The sequence below is a fragment of the Pseudomonas sp. 300 genome (genome assembly GCF_055803035.1).
In genome coordinates, this window is sequence record NZ_JAVLRV010000002.1 from 2,464,820 (window position 1) to 2,491,081 (window position 26,262).

Genomic DNA, 26,262 nt, shown 5'->3' on the forward strand with positions numbered 1-26,262 from the left:
TCGGGCGTCATCGCGGGCAAGCCCGCTCCCACAGGGGATTGTGGTTTACACAAAACTACTGTGGGAGCGAGCCTGCTCGCGAAGTGGCCAGGCCAGTCAACATAAATTCAAGGTTTGAACCCCTGAGCCAACAGCCAACTCCTGACCAGCCTGCCCTGCTCCACCGTCAACCCCGCCAACGCCTGCCCGGCGGATTCGGTCTGTAGCCGCCGCACCAGCGGCGCCAGCTCAACCCCCTGCACATGCCAGATCCCCAACGGCTGATCTGCCGTGATCACCACCTCAGCCTCATCCACAAAACCATCCTTTAACACCGGCGCTCGCTCGATTATCAACGAAGAAAAATCCGCCTCGGCGTGCGCCACCTCGGCATCCGGCCACTGCCGCCGCGCCTGCCAGAATGGCTGATCCAGCCAACGCTGCTCATCGGCATAAAAATCCCGCCCGATCCGCGCAAAACGCAAAAACAACTGCTCTATCCGCTGCTGATGAAAGCGCTGCGCCAGCGCTGCTCGCTCAGGTTTTCGCAGCAACGTGTTGATCACCGTCGGCGCTTGCAACGCCGAGGACAAGGACTGAAAAATCCCGTTGCCTGACAGCGGGTCGACCGCCATCGCCGCATCGCCGACCCGAATCCAGTTTTCACCACACACCTGCGGGTTAAGAATCGCGGTGCTGCTGCGCGCATGCAGTTGCAGGTCGATTTCAGGTTCGTTCGCAAAAAACGCCCGTGCCAGCGTCGAGCCCTGGCGCCGCTGGCGACAGTAATCCAGCAATTGCGCCTTGCCCGGCAGCGCAGCGCTGGCGACGTCCACCGTCCACTGCCAATAACACTGACCGTCCGCCCGTCGCGCCATCCACGCCCAGCCGTCCGCAAGGCTTTCCACGGCACTGGCGGTGTCACCCGGCGCACCTTGCCAGCGATTGAGCAGGCTGACCGTCTCTGGCCCGCGCAGCCCCTTGCCGAGCGCCGGCGCCTGGCGTCCGCGCGCCTCGACGAGGAAGTCCGCGAGCAACGCTTCATGCCCCTCAATCTCGACCCGATGCCCCGTCGCCGAGGTCTGTACCGTCAGCACCCGGCCTTCAATCAACTCGACGCCCGCCAGGCGCAGGTCCTCGCGCAGACCTCGATCAAAGCTCGGCCGATCGAGTAGAAATTCGATGTTTTGCGCGTGTTGCTGACCGTTCCACGACACCTGCCGCTGCGACGGCAATGCCGCATCCGCCAGCGCCTGATGCAGACCGGCACCGCGCAAGGCCTCCAGCACCCGGATGGAAACGCCTTCCAGCGCCGCAAACCGCCGCCACTCGCTGACCAGCGTCACGGCGTAACCGAGCCGGCGCAAACCCAAGGCCACCGCAGCCCCCGCCGGCCCAGCGCCAAGAATCAGAATCATGCGCCGAAACGCCGTTCAGGCCCGCGATAACGCGCGTTTTCCCGCAGCCAGTCAATGACCTGCTCGTTGCTCGCCTCGGGATGTGCAACCAGGAAACCGGCGATGTGCCCGCTCAACGCCGCACAGCCCAGGCTGGCGCCGGACTGCCCCGGATAGGTCCCGTGCACGCACGCCGCGAAATCCGCCTGCGCGCTGTTGAGCCATGACCATTCCTGTTCGGCGCAACGGGCATCGCCGGTCACCCGCAGCACCTGTGGATAGTTCGCCGGGAACACACCCTCGCCCTGCGCCGGGCTGGATGCACACAGCAAAATGCCCCGCGCCACTGCCGCTGCGCACGCCTCGCGCAACAGGCTGCGATCCTGTCGCAACCCGAGGCTCAGATTGATCAGCCGCACGTCCTGCGCCACCAGCCAGTCAATCGCCGAGGCAATCTGCAAGGCGCTGGTGACGCCACGCTGATCGAACACCTGAGCCACGCAGAACACCGCCGAAGGGGCCCGATGACTGATGGCTTCGATCACCGCGCTGCCATGACCGAGCGGGTCGTCGCGCAAGTCACTTTCGGCCAGACCGTCCGACAGCAACGAGAACCCTCGTCCGGCGATCACCTGCACCCGCTGCGCCGCCGAATGGCCGCTGTCCACCACACCGATTCGCAGTTCAGACTTCATGCAGCACCGTTTTCGACGTGAGCACGCCGTCGAGCAATTCAAAGCGCAGGTCGGCATCGGCCAGGGTCGAAGGGCGATGACTGATGAGGATACGCGTGCGCCCGGCAAACAGTCGGTCGATGGCCTCGATCACTTCGCGTTCGGTGGCTTCATCCACTGCCGACGTGGCTTCGTCGAGCACCAGAATCAGCGGATCCTGCAACAGCGCCCGGGCGATGGCGATGCGCTGTTTCTGCCCGCCGGACAACTGCTGCCCGCGTTCGCCCAACGGACTGTCGAGGCCTTCGGGCAATGAGGCGATCAGGCTGTCGAGTTGTGCCAGGCACGCTACTTCGGCAATCGCTTCACGACTGGCGTCGGGCACGGCGTAGGCCAGGTTGTCGGCCAGGCTGCCGCGAAACAGCACGATGTCCTGACTGACCACGGCGATCCGCCGGCGCAACTGGAACAGGTCCAGTTCCCGCAGGTCGACCTCGCCCAGCAACACCCGCCCGGACTGTGGGTCGTGATGGCGTTGCAGCAAATCGATCAGCGTCGATTTGCCGACCCCGGAGCCGCCGCTCAGGGCGACTTTCAAACCGTAGGGAATCCGCGCGTCGATGCCGCGCAAAGTGCTCGGCCGACCGGGATGGCTGAAGTGCACGTCGTCGAAACGCAGTTCACCGGAAATTGGCATAGGCTTGGGTTCAACGGGGGTCAGCACCGTCGGCTCCTCACCGCGCAATTCCATGACGCGCCCGAGGCTGACGGTCATCCGCTGAATAGCGACATAGAGCCCGAGCAAGCTTTGAACCGGCCCGACCGCCATCCCCAGATAGGTGGAAAACGCGATCAGCGCACCCAGTTGCCAGGTCCCTTGCACCACCCAATAACCGCCAATCAAAAAAGCACAGGCACGGGACAGAGAAGTCAGCGTCCCCGGCACGGCCTGAGTGAAAAACTCGGTGACTTGCAGGCGCAGCAGCTGACTCATGTAGCCTTGCCCCAATGCCTCCAGGCGCCGTGATTCACGCTGCTGCTGACCGGCGGACTGGATGAATTTCATCACCGGCAGGGTCTCGACCATGAACGACGACATGTCCGCCGAACGCTCGCGCAACTGACGCACATCGCGCTCGACCTTGCGGCGCATCCAGCGCAGCCAGAGCACGTCGAGGGGAATCAGCACCAGCGCCAGCAACGAGAGTTGCCACGACAAGGTCAGCAACATCGCCACCGCGACCACCAGGCCGATCACGCTCGATACCGCCGAAAACAACGAGTCCACGGCGAAGCGCTGGATCTCCGCGACGTCGCCATCGAGGCGCGACATCAGATCGCCGATGCGCCGTTGCCCGTAGAAGCTCGGCGACAGGGTTTGCAAATGCCGATAGAGGTCGTCGCGCAGCGAAAACAGAATCCGCCCGGAGAGTCGCGTGTGCAGGTAACGATTGATCCCCGAGAGCGCCGTGCCAAGCAGCCCGGCGATGATCATCAGGCCGGCGATCAGCACCAGCATGGGGAAGTTGCGGGCCAGCAAGCCATCGTCGATCAGCAGCTTGGTCAACCACGGCTGCACCAGCACCAACGACGAGGCGCAGACCGACAAACCAAGCAGCCCGGCAATCGCCAGACGATGCGGACGCACAAAGCTGTAGAGCCAGCGCAACGCCGCTTGCAGCGCTTCTGGGTTTTGACTCTCGATCAGCCGAACGATCAAGCGCTGCATCACGTACGCAACTGTTTGAGCTTGCGGTACAAGGTTGCGCGGCTGATGCCCAAGGCATCGGCGGCGGCCGAGACGTTGCCCTGATGGCTGTCCAGCGACTGGCGAATCAACTCCAGTTCGTTTTCGCGAATACTGCCCGACGGGGGGCGTTCGCTGGCGTTCAGTTCGTCGAGCATGCTGTCGGGCAAGTGGTCCAGGGTGAGTACGGTGTCCCCCGGTTCCCGCATGGCCAGCGCAGTGCGCAAGACCATTTCCAGTTGGCGGATGTTGCCCGGCCAGTGATAGCCCGCGAGCAGGCGATTCAGATCGTCATGCAGGACCATGCCCGGTGCGTCGAGTCTGGTCAGCAGACGACCGACCAAAGCGCTGAAATCGTCGCGTTCGCGCAGAGCCGGCAGCATCACGCTGATGCCGTTGACCCGGTAGAACAGGTCTTCACGGAAGTGTTTCTCTTCGACCAGGCGTTTGAGGTCGCGGTGGGTGGCGCAGATCAGGGCGACGTCGATGTCCTGTTCTTCACCGGCGCCCAAAGGCGCGACTTTACGGTCCTGCAAGACGCGCAGCAGACGCGCCTGCAAGGCTAGCGGCATGTCGCCGATTTCGTCGAGAAACAGCGTGCCGCCGTGGGCCTGTTGCAAACGACCAACCATGCCGCCGCGCCGCGAGCCGGTGAACGCGCCTTCACGGTAGCCGAACAGTTCGGACTCGATCAGGCCTTCGGGAATCGCCGCGCAGTTCACCGCGACAAAGGGTTTGTCGCAGCGGCTGCCGGCCATGTGCAAGGCACGGGCAATAACTTCCTTGCCGGTACCGGTTTCGCCGAGCAGCAACACCGGCAACTCATTGGCCAGCCCTTGACGGGCCATGCGCAAGGCCCGGGCATAGCGGACATTGCTGCCGGCCAGGGCGTCGAGATCGGGTTGCGGTTTAGCGGTTTTGGCGGTGCTGCGCGGCGGCGTGCTGACGTTGATCGACCGCTGCGGCGCGCGCAGGGTTTTGTAGAAGAACTCGCCTTTGGCGGTCTGCAAACTGCCGATGCCGCCCTGGTGCAGACGCGACAACAGTTGCAGGCCGTCGACGCCGAGAAACTCTTCGCAACGACGACCGACCAGTGCCGAGCGTTCGGCGTGGAGCAACTGACAGGCCTGGGCGCTGACTGCCAGAATCTGCCCGCCGAGGCTCACCGCCAACAGGCCCTGCCAAGGGGATTCGAGGTATTGCCGACGGCTGTGGAAGGCCAGGACGATCTGGTCCGGGAAACTGGCGTTGAACACCCGGCTTTCGATCTGACTGACGGCCATGGCCAGCAACGCGGTGCTGTCGTGAACGCGGCCGAGCGGGCCTTCGCGGGTCAGGTCGAGGACGCCAAGGATATCGCCTTGCGGGCAATAAATCGGCACGGAGGTGCAGGAGAAATCGGTCAGGCGATCAAGGTAGTGCTCGCCGCAATCGATCATCGTCGGCCGGGCCTCCACCAGTGCGGTGCCCAGCGCGTTGGTGCCGCGAGCGGCTTCGCTCCAGCAGGCGCCAAGGGTGATGTCTTGCAGGCCGCTGCCCTTGAGACGGTCGGCGCGGCCTTCGACCGCGAGGATGGTGGCATCGGAATTGGCGAGGATGATCAGGCCTTCCTTGCCCTGACGGTCAGCCAGGTAATCGATCGCTGGCAACGCTGCGTCGATCAACAGGCGATTGTTCGCCAGCAGCACGTCGAGGCTCGCACTCGACTCCAGCGCCAGTTCATGTTTGCTGTTGAAATGCACGCCATGGCTGAGGCTGCGCCGCCACGATGCATCGATTTCCGCCCGCAACACCCCATCGGGGACTTCGCCCTCGAGGTGGAGTTTTTCCCGGGCCAGCCGGGCTTCACGGTGCAGCTTGGGGGAAGTTGTTTTTATTAGCGTCATCAAGCGCTCCGGATCGGTCCGCCCTGCGCTTTTTTAAGTTCAGCGCCCTGCCGCAATCTTTACGTTAACGTCAGGGCGATGGCAAGTGCCTTACGGCATTTGGATTTCATCGGGACGAGCGCGTTATCGTTCGTGCGCGAAAGCTGCCGGCACTTGCTCAGTATTCGTGAACCTGTGCCGGGAAGCCCTGATCACTTAAACGTGAGGATCACCAGGTGGTTTACTCGGCGTGGCGTACTGCGGTTTCAGGTGGCCGTCCTGATCGAGTAACCAGGCGTCCATGATCTGTCGCACCACAGGCCCGGCGACGCGACCGCCAGCCTCGCCGTTTTCGATCATCACCGAGATCACAATCTTCGGATGCTCGGCCGGCGCGAAGCCGACAAACAGAGCATTGTCACGGTTGCGCTCCAGGGTTTTTGCCCGGTTGTAGCGCTCACCCTGTTTGATCGCGACCACTTGCGCGGTACCGCTTTTTCCGGCGATGCGGTACTGAGCACCCTGCGCCGCCGCTCGGGCGATCCCGCGGGCGTCGTGCATGACCATTTGCATGCCGTGGTTGACCTGCTCCCAGTCACGCGGGTCTTTCAACAGGATGTTTGGCATCGGATGCTCATCCACTGGCGCCAAACCGTCCACGGTTTTGGCCAGGTGCGGGCGGTTCCACACACCTTTGTTGGCGATCAGCGCAGTGGCTTGAGCCAGTTGCAACGGCGTGACCTGCATGTAACCCTGGCCGATACCGAGGATCACCGTCTCGCCGGGGAACCACGCTTGACGGCGAGTGGCGCGCTTCCAGGCCTGAGACGGCATCAAACCGGCAGACTCTTCGAACATGTCCAGCGAGACCTTCTCGCCGAGACCGAACATCGCCATGTAGTCGTGCAGGCGATCGATACCCAGCTTGTGCGCCAGGTCGTAGAAGTAGGTGTCGTTGGAGCGCATGATCGCTGCGTCCATGTCTACCCAACCGTCGCCGCTGTGGTTCCAGTTACGGTACTTGTGATCGAAGTCCGGGAGTTGGTAATAACCAGGATCAAAGACGCGGGTCTGCGGGGTCACGACACCCGCATCCAGTCCGGCAATCGCCACTTCAGGCTTGATGGTGGAACCGGGCGCATAGAGACCGCGCAGCACGCGGTTAAACAGCGGCCGGTCGATGGAGTCGTGCAGTGCCGCGTACTCCTTGAAGCTGATCCCGGTCACGAACAGGTTCGGGTCAAAGCTTGGCTTGCTGACCATGGCCAACACTTCGCCGGTCGATGGATCGAGCGCGACCACAGAACCACGACGATCACCCAGGGCTTCTTCGGCGGCTTCCTGAAGTTTGACGTCGAGGCTCAGGACGATGTTTTTACCGGGCACCGGATTGGTGTGTTTGAGCACTCGCAGCACGCGACCCTGGGCGTTGGTTTCGACTTCTTCGTAACCGACGTGGCCGTGCAATTCTGATTCATAAAACTTTTCAATCCCGGTTTTGCCGATGGATTGGGTGCCCCGGTACTCAACCGTATCCAGGGCTTTGGATTCTTTCTCGTTGATGCGACCGACGTAGCCGATCGAATGCGCGAAGTGCGCGCCCATCGGGTAATGGCGGACGAACTGCGGCTCGACATCGATTCCGGGCAGACGGAACTCGTTGACGGCGAGTACGGCGATTTGCTCTTCACTGAGCTCGTAGAACAGGGTGACGGGCACAAATGGGTGGCGTGCCTGCTTCATCGCTTTGTCGAACAGCGCCCGGTCCTCGGCCGGCAGGTGCAGAAGGTTGACCACCTCGTCCAGCTCTTCTTTGACATCAGCGGCGCGTTCACGGGTGATGGTCAGGTTGAAGCTGGGACGGTTGTCGGCGAGGACCACGCCGTTGCGGTCGTAGATCAATCCGCGCGTGGGAGTGATCGGCAATACGTGGACGCGATTGTTTTCCGAGATGGTCGAGTGATAGTCAAACTCAACCACTTGCAGCACGTACAGGCGTACGACCAGTGCACAGGTAATAGCCACGACGAACAAGGCGCAAGCCATCAGTCTTTTGTTGACCAGGCGCGTCTCTTTTTCGTGGTCTTTGATCGGTATCGGCTGGGGCATTTCTACAGCTGCTCTTTAATTAAAAAGGGGCGCCGATCCGTAGGCTTGAAATCAGTCCGTTAAAAAACGAGCTGCACCATACCAAAAACCCTGCGGTCACTTTAGTGCGATTTCCTCTAACGGTTGTCCTTGAGGGCCAAAACGACGGTTGGTTTTTTTCTGACTCGTGCGATTTGTTCAAAATTGATATTCCGATTCATGCATTTTTCTTGCTGATGGGCCTGTGGATACTGGGTGCATGTCATTCCCTTTTTGGAGTCTTTTCATGCATCCACGATTTACACGATTACTCGGTTCGAACGGTTTTTCCATTGGGCTGGAGCTGCCACTGGATAACGATTGGTCCAGCGAGAGCCAGCGACGACGAATGGCCGAGGATCGCCCTTTCGGTGTTCCGGATCTGAAGCAGCACGCGGCGATGGCGCGGCTGGCGGACAAGGCTGGGTTCCGCGCTTTGTGGGTCCGCGATGTACCGGTTTACGACCCGAATTTCGGCGATGCCGCACAGGTATTCGAAGCCTTTTCCTACCTTGGATACCTGGCCGGAATCACCGACAACATCATGTTGGGTACAGCGGCGGTTGTACTGCCATTGCGTCAGCCATGGCTAACCTTGAAATCGGCAAACAGTGTTGATGAGTTGAGTGATGGACGCTTGCTGCTTGGCGTGGCCAGTGGCGACCGGCCGATGGAATATCCATTGTTTGGAGTGGATTACGATCAGAGGGGAGAGATTTTCCGCGATACGCTGGAGTTGCTTCGCGACCAGGGTGAAGGCCGCCTGCCAGAAGGTGCGCGCTTGCTTCCGCAGCGCGATGAATCTGCACCATTGTTAGTGGCAGGTCTGGGTCAGCAAACGCCCGCATGGATTGGTGAGCATATGGATGGCTGGCTCGCCTACCCGGGTACGCCAGATGAGCATCGGCGTCGGGTCGCATTGTGGCGCGAGGTGGGTGGAGATAAGCCTTACATCAGCTTCGTCCACCTGGATTTGGCAGCCAATCCTCACGCACCAATGCGACGGGTACGTTTCGGTGGGATTTGCGGGCGGTTGGCGTTGATTGATGAGCTTCAGGCATTGCGTGAGGCTGGGGTACAGCATGTTGGCCTGCATGTGCGTCGTAGTGAACGACCGGTTGCCGAGATTATTGAAGAAATCGCTGAACACGTTCTGCCGAAGTTTCACTGACAATGCAGTGGCTTCAAGGGCAGCCCATGAGGTTGCCCTTTTTTTCGGCACTTTCCTGCGGACAAAACAAAACCCCTACCTGCATACGCAGATAGGGGTTTCGGAATTTAAACCAACCACACCATCCGTTAATCAGTATTGCAAAAATGGGGGTGACCATAGATTTTTATGGGCGACTGGTCCGCTTTGATATCGCCGGCACTGTCGCTATCAGTTCACGTTTTTGCCACTGGTTGTTGTCGACCGCGTAGACGTGCAGGTTTTTACGATCCTCGGAAAAACTGGCGATCAGGTAAGTCTGCTGGGATGCGCTGCCACTGATGAAACCGGGCACACTGCTCGTGTACCACATGGAGCCACCATTCCTATGAAGATGACCGGCGAACATTGCAGTCACTTCATATTTATCGATCATATCCCTGAAGCGTTTTTCCTGACTCCAGTCGCCCATAAAATCGTTGGGTTTATGCATGTTCAGGAGAATGATTTTCCCCTGCGCGCGTGCCTGTTCAAGGTCACGCTCAAGCCAATCGAGTGCCGGAGTAATTTCAAAAACCGTCGGACTGAAAAGGGTGCCCGAAGAGAAGCTCACCGAGTAAGTCGGCTCGTTATGTAACTGCACCAGATGCACATCACCATATTCCCTTGAGTATGCAAGGCTGCCGTAATAAATGGTGCTCGGCCATGAAGCCCGTGCCGCCAAATCCATACTATCGACCTTTCCCCAATAACGTTTCTTCAGATCTTCAATGCTTCCAGCGGCGCAATTATTCAGAAAACAATCATTCACGTTATTTTGATAATCATGATTACCCAACCCGTAGTCATAAACCCCTTGAAGTTTTGCATCCAGCGTCTGCTGGACGTAGGAACGCTCCCCCGCATGACCGAAGGCGGTCATATCGCCATTGATCATCACGGGCACCGCCGCGCTTCCCCCCTGATATCGCCTGAAGTCCGCAATGCTGTCGTACTGGGTTTCAATCAGCCACCTGGAGCGTTCCAACCGCTGCGAATCGGACTCCGGCAACCGGGCATCGGTGTTGTCGGTCCAGGGAAACTGCGGGTCAGAAGCGAACACTATATGCCGTGGCGTTTGCGCCGACGAAGCCCCATACGCAACAGGAACTGCCCAGACACTGACCAGCAACACCAACAATCGCCATCCTTTGCTTATTTGCATAATGCCTTTTTCCTTAATACTTAATAGTGAGCAGAACCAAAAAAATCCATTTAAAAACTTACCTGCAAAAAGCAAACTACAACAGCACTTACTCAACACCAACAAATAACATATTTAGAATCACGAAACATAAGCTTCAAAAAAAACAAAACTTACTGATTGAACCAATCAAACCAACCCGCTTAAATCCCCTCCTGACTTTCAATACAACTACCACTTTAATGGAAATGGATTTCTATGAAATTATATACACCACCCACCGTGTTGATCCTGGCGCTCGCTGTAACGGCCACTTCTTCAATGGCTACTGACTTCGCCCCGCGACATATCGTATTTGCTTCGGACCCCAAGTTCCCCTCAAGTGAAAAGTCCGAACAAGGCGAAGTTGAATCCGCCTCAAACAAGGAAGAACGTTCACGGTGGCTGATCGACGCGCAGTACACCAGCATCGCTGACTTTCGCAAGCAATCGGGAGGCGCCGCTGCCGTTCCCGTCATGATCAACGGCAACATGACGGCATCAGGACAACCCAGTGAACGCACCTACCTCAACGCGGTATTGCAGAACAAACTGAGCAATCTCTATGACTATGGCCTGGGCAGTCACGACTACGACTTCAACGTCGCCAGTTGCACGCGTTGCGCCGCCGCAAGCGTGGACGACCTCAAGGATCGGTACTGGGGAAAAGTCGCCAACATGGACCTCGCGGCGCGGGCTTCCGGCCTGACGAAAACCTGGTATGGCAGCCTCGCATACTCCCGGGATTACGGTGACGTTCACCTTGTTCAGTTGCACAACGAACCCACTTACAACGTCAACTTTTCCACCGGCTCGTTCTTCCAGACAACCGCCTATGAGATCACGGCATCCCTCGACTGGCTGGAACGCGATCTGCAGCGGGCACGGGCGCAAGGCAAAATCATTTTGCTGAACTTGCATCAACCGTTTCACTGGCCGGTCAGGGAGAGCGAGATTTTCCGGTTCACAAAGATGATCGAGGACTACGGCGTGACCGCCGTGTTTTCCGCGAATGCGAACAAACAAAGCGGGAAATATGAGTCGAGCAACTACATCTACGCAGATATTCCGCTGTTCATGAGCGGTTCGGCGGTCCAGCAAAGCTGGTTGTATGCCACGTTCTCTGCCGATAGAACGCAAATGACAGTGAACGTCATCGCGGGCAACGACTGGCTTAACCCGGTCGCGACTCACACTGTCCCGGTCAAATAACGCGCAGATCGACGCCAACGTCAAAACCGTTGGCGTCGATGACGAACACCGGCCAGCTATACTCGACAAGTCAATTGATCTGAATCATGTTTTGTTACATCTGCTACACCATTCATGATTTTTCCCCAACGCGACCAAAGGTCGCACCCTTGAGTTAGAGCTAGAGGCGTATCATTGCGCCACTGCAACAGCCCTTTTTGACCGCGGTCGGCATGCACTGACCGAGGCATTTTTCCACTGCCGTGGGATGCAACCGATGAGCAACCAGATTCCGGTACACGACGTTACCCCGCCTGCCAAGAACGCGAACAACAGCGTCGACCTTTACGCCTCTCGAGAAAAGATCTACACCCGCGCCTTCACCGGCCTGTTCCGCAACCTGCGGATGATGGGCGGGGCCTTTTTGTTTCTGTTGTATTTCGGCACGGTGTGGCTGAACTGGGGCGGTCATCAAGCCGTCTGGTGGAACTTGCCGGAGCGTAAATTTTTCATTTTTGGCGCAACGTTCTGGCCTCAGGACTTCATCCTGCTCTCGGGCATTCTGATTGTCAGCGCGTTCGGCCTGTTCTTCATTACCGTGTACGCCGGTCGCGTCTGGTGCGGCTACACCTGCCCGCAAAGCGTCTGGACGTGGATTTTCATGTGGTGCGAGAAAGTCACCGAAGGCGACCGCAACCAGCGCATCAAGCTCGACAAGGCGCCGATGAGCGGCAACAAGTTCCTGCGCAAACTCAGCAAACACTCGATGTGGCTGTTGATCGGCTTCGCAACCGGCATGACCTTCGTCGGTTATTTCTCGCCGATCCGCGAGCTGACCATCGACTTCTTCACCGGCGAGGCCGATGGCTGGTCGTATTTCTGGGTCGGTTTCTTCACCCTCGCCACTTACGGCAACGCCGGCTGGTTGCGCGAGCAGGTGTGCATCTACATGTGCCCGTATGCGCGCTTCCAGAGTGTGATGTTCGACAAGGACACGCTGATCGTCTCCTACGATCCCCGTCGCGGTGAAGCCCGTGGCCCGCGCAAGAAAGGTGTCGACTACAAGGCGCAGGGCCTGGGTGATTGCATCGATTGCACCATGTGCGTCCAGGTCTGCCCGACCGGCATCGACATCCGCGACGGCCTGCAAATCGAATGCATCGGTTGCGCCGCCTGCATCGATGCCTGCGACAGCATCATGGACAAGATGGATTACCCGCGCGGCCTGATCAGCTACACCACCGAGCACAACCTGTCCGGGCAAAAAACCCATAAACTGCGCCCGCGGCTGATCGGCTACGCCGCCGTGTTGCTGGCGATGATGGGCTTGCTGGCGGGTGCGTTCTTCATGCGTTCGCTGGTCGGTTTCGACGTCAGCAAGGACCGCGTGCTGTATCGCGAGAATGCCGAAGGCCGAATCGAAAACGTCTACAGCCTGAAGATCATGAACAAGGATCAGCGCGACCACACCTATGTGCTGGAAGCCGCTGGCCTGCCTGACCTGAAGCTGCAAGGCAAACGTGAGATCAAGGTCGCCGCCGGCGAGATTTTCAGCCAGCCGGTGGAACTGTCCATCGCCCCGGAAAAACTGCCATCGAGCACCAACGAGGTGAAATTCATCCTCAAGGATGCCGATGACGAGAGCATCCACGTTGAAGCCAAGAGCCGGTTCATCGGCCCACAAATTCGTTGAGAGAAGTGATCATGCCCGCAGCAAACGCCGCAAGTCCTTGGTACAAGCACCTTTGGCCGTGGATCATCATCGCCATCCTCGCCTGTTCGGTGACGCTGACCTTGTCCATGGTAACGATCGCGGTGAACAACCCGGACAACCTGGTCAACGACAACTACTACGAGGCCGGCAAAGGCATCAACCGCTCCCTCGACCGTGAACTGCTGGCACAGACCCTGCTGTTGCGCGCCAGCGTGCACCTGGATGACGTGACCGGCGAAGTAGACCTGCGCCTGAGCGGCAACAGCCAACCAAAAACCCTCGAACTGAACCTGATCTCGCCGACCCAGCCCGAGAAGGATCGCAAGATCACCCTCACCCAAAGCGAAACCGAACAGGGCCGCTACATCGGCCAGTTGAGCGACAAGGTTGAAGGTCGTCGCTTTGTCGAACTGCTGGGCACTCAGGACGACCACATCTGGCGCATGTTCGAAGAAGAGCTGGTCAGCCATGACAAGGATCTGCTGCTGGGTGACGAACCGCTGCAAGGCGCGGAAGACCTGAAAAAGTAAAAAGCCTGCGCTGCGCGCATCGCGAGCAAGCTCGCTCCCACAGTTGATCACTGTCGTACACAGAATTTGAGTTCACCAATGATCCATGTGGGAGCGAGCTTGCTCGCGATGAGGCCCGACCCGACGACACAGATTCAGCGGTACCAGTGAATACCTGATGACCACGCCACTCCCCTGCTACCACTGCGCCCTGCCCGTCCCGGCCGGCAGCCGCTTTACCGCTGCCGTCCTCGGTGAAACCCGCGAGTTCTGCTGCCCGGGTTGCCAGGCCGTGGCTGAAGCGATTGTCGCCGGCGGGCTGGAAAGCTATTACCAGCATCGCAGCGAAGCCTCGGCCAACCCCGAAGCGTTGCCGGTGCAGTTGGTGGACGAACTGGCGCTGTACGATCGCGCCGACGTGCAAAAACCCTTCGTCCGCCACGATGGCGAACTCGCCGAAACCACGCTGCTGATGGAAGGCATCAGTTGCGCGGCCTGTGGCTGGCTGATCGAGAAACACTTGCGCGGTTTGCCAGCAGTGGCCGAAGCGCGCCTGAACCTGTCCAACCATCGCCTGCACGTACGCTGGGCCGATGCGCAACTGCCGCTGAGCCAGGTGCTCAGCGAATTACGCCACATCGGTTATGCCGCTCATCCCTATCAAGCCGACCGCGCCAGCGAACAACTGGCCAGCGAAAACCGCCTGGCCCTGCGCCAACTCGGGGTCGCCGGGCTGCTGTGGTTCCAGGCGATGATGGCGACCATGGCCACCTGGCCGGAATTCAACATCGACCTCAGCCCGGAGCTGCACACCATCCTGCGCTGGGTCGCGCTGTTCCTCACCACGCCCATCGTGTTCTACAGCTGCGCGCCGTTCTTCAAAGGGGCGATGCGCGATTTACGCACCCGCCACCTGACCATGGACGTTTCGGTGTCGCTGGCGATTGGCAGTGCCTACATCGCCGGGATCTGGACCTCGATCACCGGCGTCGGCGAGTTGTATTTCGATGCCGTCGGCATGTTTGCGTTGTTCCTGCTGGCCGGGCGTTATCTGGAGCGTCGCGCCCGCGAACGCACCGCCGCCGCCACCGCACAGCTGGTCAATCTGTTGCCCGCCTCGTGTTTGCGCCTGAGCGCCGACGGCCAGAGTGAGCGGATCCTGCTCAGCGAACTGCGCGTCGGCGATCGAGTGCTGGTGCATCCCGGCGCGATCCTGCCGGCCGACGGCAAAATCCTCGACGGCCAGTCGAGCATCGACGAATCCCTGCTCACCGGCGAGTACCTGCCACAGCCGCGAACGTTGGGCGATGCTGTCACCGCTGGCACCCTGAACGTCGAAGGCGCATTGACCGTGGAAGTCCTGGCGCTGGGCCCGGACACGCGCCTCTCCGCCATCGTCCGCCTGCTCGACCGCGCCCAGGCCGAGAAGCCACGACTGGCGGAAATCGCCGACCGCGCCGCGCAATGGTTCCTGCTGCTGACACTGATCGCCTCCGCCTGCATTGGCCTGCTTTGGTGGGAGCTGGATTCATCACGCGCATTCTGGATAGTGTTGGCGATGCTGGTCGCGACCTGCCCATGCGCCCTGTCGCTCGCGACGCCAACCGCACTCACCGCCGCCACCGGCACCCTGCACAAGCTGGGTTTGCTACTGACCCGCGGCCATGTGCTGGAGGGCCTGAATCAGATCGACACGGTGATCTTCGACAAGACCGGCACCCTCACCGAAGGGCGCCTGGCGCTGCGCTCGATCCGCCCCCTCGGCGCGCTCGACAGCGATCAATGCCTGAGCCTCGCCGCCGCCCTCGAAAACCGTTCCGAACACCCCATCGCCCGTGCGTTTGGCCGCGCGCCGCTGGCCGCCGAAGAAGTCCACAGCACGCCGGGACTGGGCCTGGAAGGTGTGGTCGGCGAGCAACGCCTGCGAATCGGCCAACCGGGTTTTGTCTGCGAACTCAGTGGCGCCGCCGTACCGCGGATGCCGGAGGAAGCCGGCCAATGGCTACTGCTCGGCGACACCGTCGGAGCGCTGGCGTGGTTCGTCCTCGACGACCGTTTGCGCGCCGATGCACCTGCATTGTTGAAAGCGTGCAAGGCGCGTGGCTGGCGCACGTTACTGCTGTCGGGCGACAGCTCGCCGATGGTCGCCAGCGTCGCCGCTGAACTGGGCATCGACGAGGCCCGTGGCGGTTTGCGCCCGGACGACAAATTGCAGGTCCTGCAACAGCTGCACAAGGAAGGTCGCAAGGTGTTGATGCTAGGTGACGGCGTGAATGACGTGCCGGTGCTGGCCGCCGCCGACATCAGCGTTGCCATGGGTTCGGCCACCGATCTGGCAAAAACCAGTGCCGACGCCGTACTGTTGTCCAACCGCCTCGACGCGCTGGTGCAAGCGTTCAGCCTCGCTCGGCGCACCCGTCGGGTCATCATCGAGAACCTATTGTGGGCCGGGCTGTACAATGGCCTTATGTTGCCGTTTGCCGCCCTCGGCTGGATCACGCCAGTGTGGGCCGCAGTCGGCATGTCGATCAGTTCGTTGACCGTGGTGCTGAACGCCTTGCGCCTGACTCGCCTGCCGAGTACGCCAGCGGTCAACGCCACGCCAGAAACCCGCCCGCTGCCGGCCTGAGCCGCGCGGGCATGGAGTCTCACCATGCCAGCTCTCTACGTGATGATCCCGGCCGCGCTGCTGATCGTGGCCATCGCGGTCTACATCTTTTTCTGGGCGGTCGACAGCGGTCAGTACGACGACCTCGACGGCCCGGCCCATAGCATCCTGTTCGACGACCAGGACCCGAATCACACCGCCGCGGTCGATGAGGCCAGCGGCCATCCGGCCAAACCGGACGACAAGGCACCTCCGCATGTTTGAGCTGGCACCACTGCTGGTGTCTGCGGTGATCCTCGGCCTGCTCGGCGGCGGTCATTGCCTGGGCATGTGCGGCGGCTTGATGGGCGCGTTGACCCTGGCGATCCCCAAAGAGCAACGCAGCCGTCGGTTTCGATTGCTGCTGGCCTACAACCTGGGGCGAATTCTCAGCTACGCCGCGGCGGGCTTGCTGATCGGCCTGGCGGGCTGGGCGGTGGCGAACAGCCCGGCGGCCATGTTCATGCGCATCCTCGCCGGACTGCTGCTGATTGCCATGGGCCTTTATCTCGCCGGTTGGTGGAGCGGCCTGACCCGCATCGAAAGCCTCGGTCGCGGTCTGTGGCGGCATATCCAGCCAGTCGCGAACAAATTGCTGCCGGTGTCGAGCCTGCCGCGCGCGTTGTTGCTGGGCGCGCTCTGGGGCTGGCTGCCGTGCGGGCTGGTTTACAGCACGCTGCTGTGGTCGGCGAGCCAGGGCAATGCGCTGGACAGTGCATTGCTGATGCTCGCGTTCGGACTGGGCACCTGGCCGGTGTTGCTCGCCACGGGGCTGGCGGCCGAGCGCGTCACGGCGCTGTTGCGCAAACGGTATGTACGGATGACGGGGGGCTTGCTGGTGATGTTGTTTGGCATCTGGACCCTCCCGGGCCCGCATCAGCATTGGCTCATGGGGCACTAGATCGGCGCAGGCCCCATCGCGGGCAAGCCCGCCCCCACAGGAATTGGGGCTTTCCACACATTCGGGGCTCGACACAAAACCTGTAGAAGCGAGGCGTGCCCGCAAAGAGGCCCGCACCGACCACCCGAATCCTGACCGTTGATGCAAATCAAGATGCCCCCACGCCGCACGCCATAGACTTGCCGACACTGCCAGCCTATCCGGGGGAATGCCCGCATGATGCTCGACGCCATTCGTTGGGATACCGATCTGATCCGCCGTTACGACCTGGCGGGACCGCGTTACACCTCATACCCGACCGCCGCGCAGTTCGATGGTCATATCGGCTCCTTCGACCTGCTCCATGCGCTGCGCGAAAGCCGCAAGGCCCTGCGTCCGTTGTCGCTGTACGTGCACGTGCCGTTCTGCGCGAACATTTGCTACTACTGCGCCTGCAACAAAGTCATCACCAAGGATCGCGGCCGCGCACTGCCCTACCTGCAACGCCTGGAGCAGGAAATCCAATTGATCGCCTGCCATCTCGACCCGGCGCAGAAGGTCGAGCAATTGCACTTCGGTGGCGGCACACCGACCTTTCTCAGCCACGACGAACTGCGTCAGCTGATGGCCCAATTGCGCAAAAGCTTCAACTTGCTGGATGACGATTCCGGCGACTACGGCATCGAGATCGACCCGCGTGAAGCCGATTGGTCGACCATGGGCCTGCTGCGTGAGCTGGGTTTCAATCGGGTCAGTATCGGCCTGCAAGATCTCGACCCGGCCGTGCAACGAGCGGTGAATCGCCTGCAAAGCCTGGAGGAAACCCGAGCGGTGATCGACGCCGCACGGACGTTGCAATTTCGCTCGATCAACATTGACCTGATCTACGGTTTGCCAAGACAGACGCCGGAGAACTTCGCCCGCACGGTCGACGAAGTGATCAACCTGCAACCGGACCGACTGTCGGTGTTCAACTACGCGCACTTGCCGGAGCGCTTCTTGCCGCAACGGCGAATCAACGGCGACGAATTGCCGACGCCTGCACAGAAGCTGGAAATGCTCCAGCGCACCATCGAACAGCTGACCGCCGCCGGCTACCGTTACATCGGCATGGATCACTTCGCCCTGCCCGACGATGAGCTGGCGATTGCTCAGGAAGAATCAACCCTGCAACGCAACTTCCAGGGCTACACCACTCACGGCCATTGCGATTTGATCGGCCTCGGCGTCTCGGCCATCAGCCAGATTGGCGACCTGTACTGCCAGAACAGCAGCGACCTGAATCAGTATCAGAACGCCTTGGCCAGCGCACAACTGGCCACCAACCGCGGCCTGCTGTGCAACGCCGACGACCGCCTGCGACGAGCAGTGATTCAACAATTGATTTGCAGTTTCAACCTCGAGTTCACCGAGATCGAGAAGGTTTTCAATATTGATTTTCGTGGTTACTTCGGCAGTTTGTGGCCGCAACTGCAACGCATGGCCGAGGACGGACTGATTGAACTGAGCAATGAACGAATCACCGTTCTGCCCGCCGGACGCTTGTTGGTGCGATCGGTGTGCATGGTGTTCGACGCACACCTCGAACAACAGAACCGTCAGCGATTCTCGCGGGTGATCTAAGGCTTCATCGCCAGAGACGCGGTCTTCAACACCTGCTCGGGGGTCAGGTTTGACTGAGTCATGGCTTTGGACAGGGACATATTGGCGGTAATCAATCCGCCATTGAGCGAGCCGATGGCCGCTTGCAGCGCGCCCAGTTTGGCCCTGCGCTCTTCGGCTGAGAGTCGTTTGTCTGACATCACCGCTTGCATGCGCGCGACGTTCTCGGCGATTTGCTGCTGCAATCGGCGAATCATTTTCAGTATCTGTTGAATGTTTTCCGGCAACCCGCTTTCTTCAATGTCCTTGTTGTCACCGTGGGAACTGGCAGCCTTGGTCAAACCGGCGCCTGACAACGAGACTTTGATGCCTTCAGCCACGGGCGAAGTGGCCGGGCCCAGGGCAATTGCCGAGTTTTCGCCGGTCGAGCCGCTTGCAGGCTCAAGCAGTGATTGCACCCCATTGTTGCCTGAGTTGAGCACACCGATGGTGGCCATGAATCGAATACCTTTGGGCAGAGACAGATACCCGGTTATCGGCCGCCGATCACGGCGCTTTACCGCGGCGCGACAAATCGGCACAGCGCTGGCCGGATAGTCTCTCCGTGAGTTACCCTTACGTCTTATGTGTGTTCTCCCACAAGGATTTAAGAAATGTCCGAGCCAGTAAAGATGCGCGCTCCTAACCAGGCCCATTGCAAGGATTGCAGCCTGGCTCCCCTCTGCTTGCCGCTTTCTCTGAATCTGGAAGACATGGATGCGCTGGACGATATCGTTAAACGTGGCCGTCCGCTGAAAAAGGGCGAGTTCCTGTTCCGTCAGGGCGACGTTTTCGACTCCGTTTATGCAGTACGCTCGGGCGCCCTGAAAACCTTCAGCCTCAGCGATGGCGGTGAAGAACAACTCACCGGCTTTCATTTGCCGAGCGAGTTGGTCGGCCTGTCGGGCATGGACACCGAAAAGCATCCGGTGTCGGCGCAAGCGCTGGAAACCACCTCGGTCTGCGAAATTCCGTTCGAGCGCCTCGACGAACTGGCGCTGCAACTGCCGCAATTGCGCCGTCAGTTGATGCGCGTGATGAGCCGCGAAATCCGCGACGATCAACAGATGATGTTGCTGCTGTCGAAAAAAACCGCCGACGAGCGCATCGCCACCTTTCTGGTCAACCTGTCGGCGCGCTTCCGTGCTCGTGGCTTCTCGGCCAATCAGTTCCGCCTGAGCATGTCGCGCAATGAAATCGGCAATTACCTGGGCCTGGCAGTGGAGACCGTGTCGCGGGTGTTCACGCGTTTCCAGCAAAACGAACTGATCGCCGCCGAAGGCAAGGAAATCCATATCCTTGATCCGATCCAGCTCTGCGCCCTGGCCGGTGGCTCGATCGACGGTTGATTGCGACGACGGCGGCTGAGCGAAACGGTTCAGCCACCGTTATACTGCGACGTTTGCAGCCTGCCAGGACAACTCGACGATGGTCTTCGACTCCTTCGACATCAAATCCCTGATCCGCCCGGTGATCGACTTCCCGAAACCGGGCGTCATCTTTCGCGACATCACCCCGCTGTTCCAGTCGCCCACAGCCCTGCGCCTGGTGATGGACAGCTTTGCCCACCGTTATGTCGAGGCCGATTTCACCCACATCGGCGCCATGGATGCCCGTGGTTTCCTGATCGGTTCGGTGCTGGCCTATCAGTTGAACAAGCCGCTGGTGCTGTTCCGCAAGCAAGGCAAACTGCCGGCGGACGTGCTGGCCGAAGGTTATGCGACCGAGTACGGCGAAGCCTTCCTCGAAGTCCACGCCGACAGCTTGTGCGAAGGCGATTCGGTGGTGATGTTCGATGACCTGATCGCCACCGGCGGCACGCTGATTGCGGCCGCGAACCTGATTCGGCGCATGGGCGCGCGGGTTCATGAGGCGGCGGCGATTATCGATCTGCCGGAGCTGGGTGGGTCGCAGCGCCTGGAAGACATGGGAATTCCTACTTTCTGCCTGACACAGTTTGCGTTGACCGATAAGTAAGCGGCGCCTTCACTGACGCCATCGCTGGCAAGCTCCCACAGGATTGTCGTTAGATGCAAATCTTGCATTCGACAAAGATCACTGTGTGCGGGCTTACCCGCGATGAGGCCAGCCGCCACACCGCCAACTACAACCCCATCTGCTTGCTGATGATCTCGTTCATCACTTCCCGCGTCCCGCCACCAATCGACAAGATGCGATTGTCGCGATAAAGCCGCTCCACCAGGCTTTCACGCATATACCCCAAGCCCCCCAAAATCTGCACCGCATCAGTGGTAATCCGATCCGCCGTGTCCGTTGCGAAATTCTTGGCCATGGAAATTTCCTTGATCACGCTCTGCCCCGCCGCCATTTTCGCCGCCTGACGGTAAGTGAACTCCCGTGACACCTCCAGCGCCGTGGCCATTTCCGCGAGGCGGTGTTTGAGCACCTGAAACTTGCCAATCGGCTTGCCGAACGCTTCGCGCTGACGGGCCCATTTCAGGCTTTCTTCCAGCGCCAGTTGCGCGGTCATGTTGGCCATCAGCGCCAGTGCCAGGCGTTCGCTCTGGAAGTTGCCCATGATGCAGGCGAAGCCCATGTTTTCGGCGCCGATCAGATTGCCCGCAGGCACGCGGCAATCATCGAAGAACAACTCGGCCGTGTCCGACGCCCACCAGCCCATTTTCTTCAATTGGCGGCCTACGGTGAATCCTGGCGTGCCCTTCTCGATCAGCAACAGGCTGATGCCTCCAAAACCGGGCTCGCCCGTACGCACCGCGACGGTGTAATAATCCGCGCGAACACCGCTGGTGATAAAGGTTTTGCTGCCGCTGACACGGTAGACGTCGCCGTCACGCACGGCTCGGGTTTGCAGGTTGGCCACGTCGGAGCCACCACTGGGCTCGGTGACGGCCAGGGCGCTGATCTTTTCGCCGGCCAGCACAGCCGGCACGACACGATCGCGAACCTGCGGCCGGGCCCATTTCAGGACAGGCGGCAGGCCGATGTCGAGCGAACCCAACCCGGCGACCAGACCGCCAGAGCCGCAGCGCATCAACTCTTCGCTGGCGGCGATTTTGGCGAACAGATCACCTTCGTGGCTGCCGCCCAGGGCTTCGGGGTAACCGATCCCCAGAATCCCCGCCGCACCCGCCTTGAGGTAAAGCTCGCGGGGAAAGCTTTCGGCTTCTTCCCATTGGTTGATGTCCGGAAGAATCTCGCGCTCGACGAAACGTCTGACGCTGTCGCGGACCAATTGGTGGCTGGGGTCGAAGTATTCCTGAAAGGCAGGCATCGGCGAGCTCCACTGAAGGTTCAGTGAAGTTAACCGAGCGCTTGCTTGGTTTTCAAGCGAGTTGTGTGCATCAGGCAAACCGAGGCGCCTGCATCACGGGCAAGCCCGCTCCCACAGGGATTTTCGCCATACACAAAAACTGTGTGCAGGCTTGCCCGCGATGAACGATGACGCGGACAGCGGCCATGCACAAAAAACCCGGCACACCGGCCGGGTTCTGTTTATCGCCTGTCATCGGACAGCGGCGTGGGCTCATCCGCCGGAGGTACATCCTCTTGCGACGCAGGATCCATCCAGTCTTCAGGTCGATCCGGCTCTGCGCCAGCCGGGTCCCGCGAAGGGTCCATGCCAGGTGGAACATCGTGATCCATTGAGTTAGCCATCACGCACCTCATTGATTGAGGTCCAGCAAATCTGGGCCGTACTCGTTGGAAGCAGTCAGCCGAAGGGCGTGCTATCGACTGGACCAACGGTTACCCGCGATCCGCCAGAAACCGGTCACGGCTGTTGGTCAGGTGCAGCCACATCGCCGCTCGCGCCGCATCCGCGTCCTGACGCTTGATGGCGTTGAGAATCGCCTCGTGTTCAAGATTGGCCAACTGCCCGAGCTTGCTCAGATCCGCCGCACCGCGTTCAGCCGCATTGACTCGGGTTCGGGGAATCATGGCGCTGCCCAGGTGCAGCATGATTTCCGTGAAGCAGACATTGCCGGTGGCCTCGGCGATCAATAGATGGAAACGCTTGTCGGCTTCGACGCAGCTGTCGTTGTTGGCGAGCAGGCTTTGATAATCGTCCAGCGCTTCGCGCATCTGCGCCAATTGCTGCTCCGTGCGCCGAATCGCCGCCAGCGCGGCGGCCTGGGTTTCAAGGCCCAGGCGCAACTCCAGAATGCTGCGCACGCCCAGCGCGGTGTCGACATTCAGTCGCAGCCCCTGCTCCGGTGCGCGCTCGATAACAAACGTGCCGATGCCGTGCCGGGTTTCCACCAGCCCCGACGCCTGCAACTTCGAGATCGCCTCGCGCACCACGGTGCGACTGACTCCGTGCTCCTGAACAATGCTGTTCTCCGACGGCAGCTTGTCCCCCGGCAGCATCTGGCCGAGCAAGATGCTCTGGGTCAGTTTGGCGACCAAGTCATGGGCCAGGTTGTGAGTGCGCTTGCGGGCAGGCGCGTCGAGATCTTCTTGCATGGCGGTCATCCGAAAGCAGGGCTGAGCGGATCGTAGCACTGCGGTCGAACGGAATCTCAATAAAACCGCACCTATCTTGTATGACAACACTCAACAAATCAGGCATTAAAGACAACAATCAAGCGCACAAACGATCCTGAATAACGCAATAAACATCCTGAATAACGCGATTTTGTTGACCGCCACCCCTTGCAGGATAAAAAAACGTAGTTGTATGATGTCTAGCAACAACACTGCACCTGCAACGCCCCGCATAAAAATAATCAGTGGGAGAAAACCAAGTGAATACATCCGTACCCGGGATGCACGACGGCGCCGATTCGGCCCTGAAGTCCGCCATCTCGAAAGTGAAACGCCACGTTCTGCCGCTGTTCGTCATCATGTTCATCGTCAACTACATCGACCGCGTGAACATCGGCTTCGTCCGCGCCCACATGGAACATGACCTGGGCATTGGCGCTGCCGCCTACGGCCTCGGTGCCGGTCTGTTCTTCATCGGTTACGCGCTGTTCGAAGTCCCCTCCAACATCCTCCTGCAAAAAGTCGGCGCCCGAATCTGGCTGACCCGCATCATGCTGACCTGGGGTCTGGTGGCCGCCGGCATGGCGTTCATCCAGAACGAAACCCATTTCTACATCCTGCGATTCCTGTTGGGCGTGGCTGAAGCCGGGTTCTTCCCCGGGGTGATTTATTACTTCACGCGCTGGTTGCCTGGGGTAGAACGCGGCAAGGCCATCGCGATTTTTCTCAGCGGCTCGGCCATTGCCTCGTTGATCTCCGGCCCGTTGTCCGGGCTGCTCCTGCAAATCAGCGGTTTCGGCCTGCACGGCTGGCAATGGATGTATTTCATTGAAGGCATGTTCTCGGTCGGACTGTGCGTGTTCGTCTGGTTCTGGCTTGACTCCAAACCCCACGACGCCAAGTGGCTGAGCCGCGAAGAGCAGGACGCGCTGGTCAAAGCCATCGACGACGAACAACTGGCCCGCGAAGCCGCGACGCCAATCAAACCGTCGCTGGGCACGTTGCTCAAGGATCGCCAGATCATCCTGTTCTGCCTGATCTACTTCTTCATTCAGCTGACCATTTATGCCGCGACCTTCTGGTTGCCGAGCATCATCAAGAAGATGGGTGACCTCAGCGACATTCAGGTCGGGCTGTTCAACTCAATCCCGTGGTTGTTGTCGATTGTCGGCATGTACGCTTTCGCGTCGCTCTCGGCGAAATGGAAACATCAGCAAGCGTGGGTCGCTGCGGCTCTGCTGATCGCTGCAGCGGGGATGTTCATGTCCACCACCGGCGGGCCGATCTTCGCGTTCGTCGCGATCTGCTTCGCGGCGCTGGGTTTCAAATCGGCTTCGTCGCTGTTCTGGCCGATCCCTCAGGCGTACCTGGATGCACGAATCGCCGCTGGCGTGATCGCGCTGATCAACTCGGTGGGCAACCTCGGCGGCTTCGTTGCGCCGACCACCTTCGGTCTGCTCGAAGAGCGCACCGGCTCGATTCAGGGCGGGCTGTACGGTTTGGCCGCGACCTCGATCATCGCAGCAATCATTGTCTTCGCCGCCCGCAACACAGCGAAAACCGCACCGGCCGTTGCGCTGGACAAACCAACGCCCAAGCACGCCTGATCGCTGCTATTTAAGGACCAGAAAATGAACCAGCAAGACACTGCAAAAGCCCCGATCATCACCAGCATGCAAGTGGTTCCGGTGGCCGGTCACGATGGCATGCTGCTCAACTTGAGCGGCGCCCATGGCCCGTTTTTCACCCGCAACATCGTGATCCTCAAGGACAACGCCGGGCACACCGGCGTCGGTGAAGTGCCGGGCGGCGAGCGCATTCGCCAGACTCTCGAAGATGCACGCTCCCTGGTGGTTGGCAGCCCGATCGGCACCTACCAGAGGATTCTCAACCAGGTGCGCCAGACCTTCGCCGACCGCGATGCCGGTGGCCGCGGTTTGCAGACGTTCGACCTGCGCATCACCATTCACGCGGTGACCGGCCTGGAAGCGGCGCTGCTCGATTTGCTCGGCCAGCATCTGGACGTGCCTGTCGCCGCGCTGCTCGGCGAAGGCCAGCAACGCGATGAAGTGAAAATGCTCGGCTATCTGTTTTATGTCGGTGATCGTAACGCCACCGATCTGGCTTACCGCAGCGAAGCGGACGCCGACAACGACTGGTTCCGTGTGCGTCACGAGAAAGCCCTGACCGCCGACGCCGTGGTGCGCCTGGCGGAAGCCGCACACGCCCGCTACGGCTTCAAGGACTTCAAACTCAAGGGCGGCGTCCTCAGTGGCGACGAAGAAATCGAAGCGGTTACCGCACTGGCCGAACGCTTTCCCGATGCGCGCATCACCCTTGATCCGAATGGCGCGTGGTCGCTGAAAGAAGCGATCCGCTTGTGCCGCGACCAGCATCACGTCCTCGCTTACGCGGAAGACCCGTGCGGCGCGGAAAACGGCTATTCAGGCCGGGAAGTCATGGCCGAATTCCGCCGCGCCACCGGCCTGAAAACCGCGACCAACATGATCGCCACCGACTGGCGGGAAATGGGCCACGCCATTCAGTTGCAATCGGTGGACATCCCGCTGGCCGACCCGCACTTCTGGACGATGCAGGGTTCGGTCCGCGTGGCGCAGATGTGCCACGAATGGGGCCTGACCTGGGGCTCGCATTCCAACAACCACTTCGATATCTCCCTGGCGATGTTCACCCACGTCGCGGCCGCCGCACCGGGCGAAATCACCGCCATCGACACCCACTGGATCTGGCAGGACGGCCAGCGCCTGACCAAAGCGCCACTGCAAATCGTCGACGGTTGCGTGCAAGTGCCGAAGAAACCGGGACTCGGGGTTGAGCTGGACATGGATCAACTCGCCCAGGCCCATGAGCTGTACAAAGGCATGGGGCTGGGCGCGCGGGATGACAGCGTGGCAATGCAGTTTCTGATTGCGGGCTGGAAATTCGATAACAAGCGGCCGAGCCTGGTGCGCTAATTATCGGCACACCGCAATCCCCTGTGGGAGCGGGCTTGCCCGGGTAGAAACCGGAGACATCCTTTACGTTTTAAACCGGA

Annotated in this window: 21 protein-coding genes; 12 read left to right on the plus strand and 9 right to left on the minus strand. The window is 60.2% G+C overall.

What is annotated here, in order from left to right; all coding sequences use genetic code 11:
- Positions 1-107: 107 nt before the first annotated feature.
- The 5 genes from qhpG to mrdA all read right to left on the minus strand — a co-directional run bounded on the left by qhpG (position 108) and on the right by mrdA (position 7,771).
- On the minus strand, positions 108-1,397 hold the full coding sequence (gene qhpG, locus Q7W83_RS17630; protein ID WP_150633771.1) for a flavin-dependent monooxygenase QhpG: 1,290 nt from the start codon (positions 1,395-1,397) through the stop codon (positions 108-110).
- Positions 1,394-2,071 carry a subtilisin-like serine protease QhpE gene (qhpE, locus tag Q7W83_RS17635; RefSeq protein WP_150637606.1) on the minus strand — a complete coding sequence of 226 codons (678 nt, stop codon included), beginning with the start codon at positions 2,069-2,071 and terminating at the stop codon, positions 1,394-1,396. Before qhpE ends, qhpG begins: the two co-directional genes overlap by 4 nt.
- Positions 2,061-3,779 carry an ABC transporter ATP-binding protein gene (locus tag Q7W83_RS17640; protein ID WP_150637608.1) on the minus strand — a complete coding sequence of 573 codons (1,719 nt, stop codon included), beginning with the start codon at positions 3,777-3,779 and terminating at the stop codon, positions 2,061-2,063. Before Q7W83_RS17640 ends, qhpE begins: the two co-directional genes overlap by 11 nt.
- Complete coding sequence (locus Q7W83_RS17645) at positions 3,779-5,683, minus strand: sigma-54-dependent Fis family transcriptional regulator (RefSeq protein ID WP_150633768.1); 1,905 nt, start codon at positions 5,681-5,683, stop codon at positions 3,779-3,781. Before Q7W83_RS17645 ends, Q7W83_RS17640 begins: the two co-directional genes overlap by 1 nt.
- 195 nt (positions 5,684-5,878) lie before the next feature.
- Complete coding sequence (gene mrdA / locus Q7W83_RS17650; RefSeq protein ID WP_473656410.1) at positions 5,879-7,771, minus strand: penicillin-binding protein 2; 1,893 nt, start codon at positions 7,769-7,771, stop codon at positions 5,879-5,881.
- A gap of 265 nt (positions 7,772-8,036) precedes the next feature.
- On the opposite strand from mrdA, the gene Q7W83_RS17655 reads away from it, so the two are divergent.
- Complete coding sequence (locus tag Q7W83_RS17655; RefSeq protein WP_473657645.1) at positions 8,037-8,960, plus strand: TIGR03571 family LLM class oxidoreductase; 924 nt, start codon at positions 8,037-8,039, stop codon at positions 8,958-8,960.
- A 166-nt stretch (positions 8,961-9,126) separates the two neighbouring features.
- On the opposite strand, the gene Q7W83_RS17660 is transcribed toward Q7W83_RS17655, so the two are convergent.
- Complete coding sequence (locus tag Q7W83_RS17660; protein ID WP_150637949.1) at positions 9,127-10,143, minus strand: metallophosphoesterase family protein; 1,017 nt, start codon at positions 10,141-10,143, stop codon at positions 9,127-9,129.
- Positions 10,144-10,380: 237 nt separating this feature from the next.
- On the opposite strand from Q7W83_RS17660, the gene Q7W83_RS17665 reads away from it, so the two are divergent.
- The 7 genes from Q7W83_RS17665 (at position 10,381) to hemN (ending at position 18,725) form a co-directional block, all read left to right on the plus strand.
- Positions 10,381-11,373: a metallophosphoesterase family protein gene (locus Q7W83_RS17665; protein ID WP_473656411.1), complete on the plus strand. Its 993-nt coding sequence runs from the start codon at positions 10,381-10,383 to the stop codon at positions 11,371-11,373.
- A 256-nt stretch (positions 11,374-11,629) separates the two neighbouring features.
- Complete coding sequence (gene ccoG, locus Q7W83_RS17670; RefSeq protein WP_150632529.1) at positions 11,630-13,045, plus strand: cytochrome c oxidase accessory protein CcoG; 1,416 nt, start codon at positions 11,630-11,632, stop codon at positions 13,043-13,045.
- A gap of 11 nt (positions 13,046-13,056) precedes the next feature.
- Positions 13,057-13,596, plus strand: a complete 540-nt coding sequence (locus tag Q7W83_RS17675; protein WP_150653063.1) for a FixH family protein — start codon at positions 13,057-13,059, stop codon at positions 13,594-13,596.
- Positions 13,597-13,753: 157 nt separating this feature from the next.
- Complete coding sequence (locus Q7W83_RS17680; RefSeq protein ID WP_473656412.1) at positions 13,754-16,204, plus strand: heavy metal translocating P-type ATPase; 2,451 nt, start codon at positions 13,754-13,756, stop codon at positions 16,202-16,204.
- Between the two features lie 24 nt (positions 16,205-16,228).
- The gene (gene ccoS / locus Q7W83_RS17685; protein ID WP_008028543.1) at positions 16,229-16,447 is read left to right on the plus strand and encodes a cbb3-type cytochrome oxidase assembly protein CcoS; all 219 of its coding nucleotides are present in this window, start codon (positions 16,229-16,231) and stop codon (positions 16,445-16,447) included.
- Positions 16,440-17,123, plus strand: coding sequence for a sulfite exporter TauE/SafE family protein (locus tag Q7W83_RS17690; RefSeq protein ID WP_008028545.1), 684 nt, complete (start codon positions 16,440-16,442; stop codon positions 17,121-17,123). The genes ccoS and Q7W83_RS17690 overlap by 8 nt, the downstream gene beginning before the upstream one ends.
- A gap of 219 nt (positions 17,124-17,342) precedes the next feature.
- Positions 17,343-18,725, plus strand: a complete 1,383-nt coding sequence (gene hemN / locus Q7W83_RS17695) for an oxygen-independent coproporphyrinogen III oxidase (protein ID WP_150632587.1) — start codon at positions 17,343-17,345, stop codon at positions 18,723-18,725.
- Here the strand turns inward: hemN and Q7W83_RS17700 are convergent.
- Positions 18,722-19,201, minus strand: coding sequence for a hypothetical protein (locus tag Q7W83_RS17700; RefSeq protein WP_150653062.1), 480 nt, complete (start codon positions 19,199-19,201; stop codon positions 18,722-18,724). The genes hemN and Q7W83_RS17700 overlap by 4 nt on opposite strands.
- A gap of 156 nt (positions 19,202-19,357) precedes the next feature.
- Between Q7W83_RS17700 and fnr the strand changes: the two genes are divergently transcribed.
- Both fnr and Q7W83_RS17710 read left to right on the plus strand, forming a co-directional pair.
- The gene (gene fnr, locus Q7W83_RS17705; protein ID WP_150632526.1) at positions 19,358-20,092 is read left to right on the plus strand and encodes a fumarate/nitrate reduction transcriptional regulator Fnr; all 735 of its coding nucleotides are present in this window, start codon (positions 19,358-19,360) and stop codon (positions 20,090-20,092) included.
- A 79-nt stretch (positions 20,093-20,171) separates the two neighbouring features.
- Positions 20,172-20,720, plus strand: coding sequence for an adenine phosphoribosyltransferase (locus Q7W83_RS17710; RefSeq protein ID WP_027921719.1), 549 nt, complete (start codon positions 20,172-20,174; stop codon positions 20,718-20,720).
- Positions 20,721-20,847: 127 nt separating this feature from the next.
- On the opposite strand, the gene Q7W83_RS17715 is transcribed toward Q7W83_RS17710, so the two are convergent.
- Positions 20,848-21,996: an acyl-CoA dehydrogenase family protein gene (locus tag Q7W83_RS17715; protein WP_150632525.1), complete on the minus strand. Its 1,149-nt coding sequence runs from the start codon at positions 21,994-21,996 to the stop codon at positions 20,848-20,850.
- Positions 21,997-22,469: 473 nt separating this feature from the next.
- A complete protein-coding gene (locus Q7W83_RS17720) occupies positions 22,470-23,186 on the minus strand; it encodes a FadR/GntR family transcriptional regulator (protein ID WP_150632524.1) in 717 nt (238 codons plus the stop codon).
- Positions 23,187-23,467: 281 nt separating this feature from the next.
- Here Q7W83_RS17720 and Q7W83_RS17725 point away from each other — a divergent pair, with 281 nt between their 5' ends.
- Together Q7W83_RS17725 and gudD are read left to right on the plus strand one after the other, a co-directional pair.
- Positions 23,468-24,814, plus strand: a complete 1,347-nt coding sequence (locus Q7W83_RS17725; RefSeq protein WP_150632523.1) for an MFS transporter — start codon at positions 23,468-23,470, stop codon at positions 24,812-24,814.
- Positions 24,815-24,838: 24 nt separating this feature from the next.
- Positions 24,839-26,182: a glucarate dehydratase gene (gene gudD, locus Q7W83_RS17730; protein ID WP_150653061.1), complete on the plus strand. Its 1,344-nt coding sequence runs from the start codon at positions 24,839-24,841 to the stop codon at positions 26,180-26,182.
- The last annotated feature ends 80 nt before the right edge of the window (positions 26,183-26,262 follow it).

Bases quoted from the DNA above. Each gene is read 5' to 3' on its own strand.
- qhpE (WP_150637606.1), bottom strand. From the start codon at position 2,071: ATGAAGTCTGAACTGCGAATCGGTGTGGTGGACAGCGGCCATTCGGCG.
- Q7W83_RS17645 (WP_150633768.1), bottom strand. From the start codon at position 5,683: ATGACGCTAATAAAAACAACTTCCCCCAAGCTGCACCGTGAAGCCCGG.
- gudD (WP_150653061.1), top strand. From the start codon at position 24,839: ATGAACCAGCAAGACACTGCAAAAGCCCCGATCATCACCAGCATGCAA.
- Q7W83_RS17660 (WP_150637949.1), bottom strand. From the start codon at position 10,143: ATGCAAATAAGCAAAGGATGGCGATTGTTGGTGTTGCTGGTCAGTGTC.
- Q7W83_RS17680 (WP_473656412.1), top strand. From the start codon at position 13,754: ATGACCACGCCACTCCCCTGCTACCACTGCGCCCTGCCCGTCCCGGCC.
- Q7W83_RS17675 (WP_150653063.1), top strand. From the start codon at position 13,057: ATGCCCGCAGCAAACGCCGCAAGTCCTTGGTACAAGCACCTTTGGCCG.
- Q7W83_RS17700 (WP_150653062.1), bottom strand. From the start codon at position 19,201: ATGGCCACCATCGGTGTGCTCAACTCAGGCAACAATGGGGTGCAATCA.
- hemN (WP_150632587.1), top strand. From the start codon at position 17,343: ATGCTCGACGCCATTCGTTGGGATACCGATCTGATCCGCCGTTACGAC.
- fnr (WP_150632526.1), top strand. From the start codon at position 19,358: ATGTCCGAGCCAGTAAAGATGCGCGCTCCTAACCAGGCCCATTGCAAG.
- ccoG (WP_150632529.1), top strand. From the start codon at position 11,630: ATGAGCAACCAGATTCCGGTACACGACGTTACCCCGCCTGCCAAGAAC.
- Q7W83_RS17720 (WP_150632524.1), bottom strand. From the start codon at position 23,186: ATGCAAGAAGATCTCGACGCGCCTGCCCGCAAGCGCACTCACAACCTG.
- qhpG (WP_150633771.1), bottom strand. From the start codon at position 1,397: ATGATTCTGATTCTTGGCGCTGGGCCGGCGGGGGCTGCGGTGGCCTTG.
- mrdA (WP_473656410.1), bottom strand. From the start codon at position 7,771: ATGCCCCAGCCGATACCGATCAAAGACCACGAAAAAGAGACGCGCCTG.
- ccoS (WP_008028543.1), top strand. From the start codon at position 16,229: ATGCCAGCTCTCTACGTGATGATCCCGGCCGCGCTGCTGATCGTGGCC.
- Q7W83_RS17640 (WP_150637608.1), bottom strand. From the start codon at position 3,779: ATGCAGCGCTTGATCGTTCGGCTGATCGAGAGTCAAAACCCAGAAGCG.
- Q7W83_RS17715 (WP_150632525.1), bottom strand. From the start codon at position 21,996: ATGCCTGCCTTTCAGGAATACTTCGACCCCAGCCACCAATTGGTCCGC.
- Q7W83_RS17665 (WP_473656411.1), top strand. From the start codon at position 10,381: ATGAAATTATATACACCACCCACCGTGTTGATCCTGGCGCTCGCTGTA.
- Q7W83_RS17690 (WP_008028545.1), top strand. From the start codon at position 16,440: ATGTTTGAGCTGGCACCACTGCTGGTGTCTGCGGTGATCCTCGGCCTG.
- Q7W83_RS17655 (WP_473657645.1), top strand. From the start codon at position 8,037: ATGCATCCACGATTTACACGATTACTCGGTTCGAACGGTTTTTCCATT.
- Q7W83_RS17710 (WP_027921719.1), top strand. From the start codon at position 20,172: ATGGTCTTCGACTCCTTCGACATCAAATCCCTGATCCGCCCGGTGATC.